General features: G+C 37.6%; 3 protein-coding genes. 2 read left to right on the top strand and 1 reads right to left on the bottom strand.

Annotation, left to right across the window (positions count from 1 at the left end):
• Positions 1-265: alcohol dehydrogenase catalytic domain-containing protein (locus tag AC1DSB_RS19610; RefSeq protein WP_477587453.1), on the bottom strand; the 265-nt coding region annotated here is incomplete at its 3' end.
• Positions 266-417: 152 nt separating this feature from the next.
• Between AC1DSB_RS19610 and AC1DSB_RS19605 the strand changes: the two genes are divergently transcribed.
• Entirely contained in the window at positions 418-714 is a 297-nt protein-coding gene (locus AC1DSB_RS19605) for a DUF3221 domain-containing protein (RefSeq protein ID WP_477531592.1), read from the top strand.
• A 131-nt stretch (positions 715-845) separates the two neighbouring features.
• Positions 846-1221, top strand: a 376-nt coding sequence (locus AC1DSB_RS19600) for an SRPBCC domain-containing protein (RefSeq protein ID WP_477587452.1), incomplete at its 3' end; no start/stop codon positions are given.

The following is a 1221-nucleotide window of genomic DNA, read 5'->3' as shown; positions in this document are numbered from 1 at the left end:
CCGCAAATGCAACTCGGTCGCCATTTTGAATACCTTGTATGTCTGCTCCTACTTGTTCTACAATGCCTGCGCCTTCATAGCCCAGAATATAAGGAGGTTTCCCCTCAAGGTGGTAGTTCCCTTTTCTCCTATAGACGTCGGCAAAGTTCAAGCCAATCGCTTTCATCCGGATCAAAATTTCATTTGGACCGATTACAGGGTTGGGCATGTCATGGTATTCCAATACTTCGGGTCCGCCAAATGTGTTATATATAAGTGCTTTCATAGTAAAACCTCCAATAATAAAGCGAGATGATTCCGCCTTACTTTCATTCTAACCGCTTTTAGTTAAAACCTTAAACAAGAGTTCCTGAAAGCGCTGGAACATTTAACCAGGTTAACCGTCTAATTCTGAAACGAAGATAGGGGCCTTACTAGATGAGAAAAAAGTTGATTTTGTTTGGAATCCTTTGTGCCATGTTGTCAGGTTGTAATTCTGAAGAGGATGAAATGAAAGGTGAAGCTCAAATCATCGGAACAGTCACTGATAAAAGATCCGGCAGTATTTTAGTGGAAGAGGAAGATTCCGAAATGGTCTGGGTAAGGGTACCGGAAGGGCAAAGCATATATGATTATGAAATAGGCCAAGAGGTTCTGGTATGGACAGATGGTGCTTTAATGGAATCCGATCCACCAAAAGCGAATTCACTGCATATAGAAGTAGTGGATGAATAACAAAAGGTTTCCGAGACATTTGGGGACCTTTTTATTCTGTAAATAATTTTTTTAAAAGGTGTTGAACAACAAATATTGAATATATAAGTATGACTAAAAATAAAAACGATACAAAGGGGATTAAAAAATATATGGATATTCAAGTACATACAAAATTAAAAATAATGAAACCCGCACATGAGGTGTTCAATGCGTTCGTTGAACCAGAGCAAATGGCTAATTTTTGGTTTTCAGCTGGTTCTGGAAAATTGGAACAAGGCAAGACCTTTACCTGGAGATATGAAGAATACAATGCTGAAGTGGAAGTAATCATAGTGGAAATTCAGGAAAATAAAAAAATTGTCTTCAAATGGGGTCCTTCAGAAGAAGAACATACTGTGATGATTATGTTCAACGAACTAGATGATACGTCGACAGTTATAGAAGTGAACGAAAAAGGCTGGAATGAAAATGACGAAGAATTAATTAGTCAATTATTAAATAATAAAGAAGGTTGGGTTTATATGC

The sequence above is a fragment of the Paenisporosarcina sp. P4_E4_2 genome, from assembly GCF_056401595.1.
Note: the sequence above shows the minus strand (reverse complement) of the source record. Positions and strands in the feature narration are given on the sequence as shown.

Coding starts and splice junctions, on each gene's coding strand:
- AC1DSB_RS19605 (WP_477531592.1), top strand. CDS start 418: ATGAGAAAAAAGTTGATTTTGTTTGGAATCCTTTGTGCCATGTTGTCA.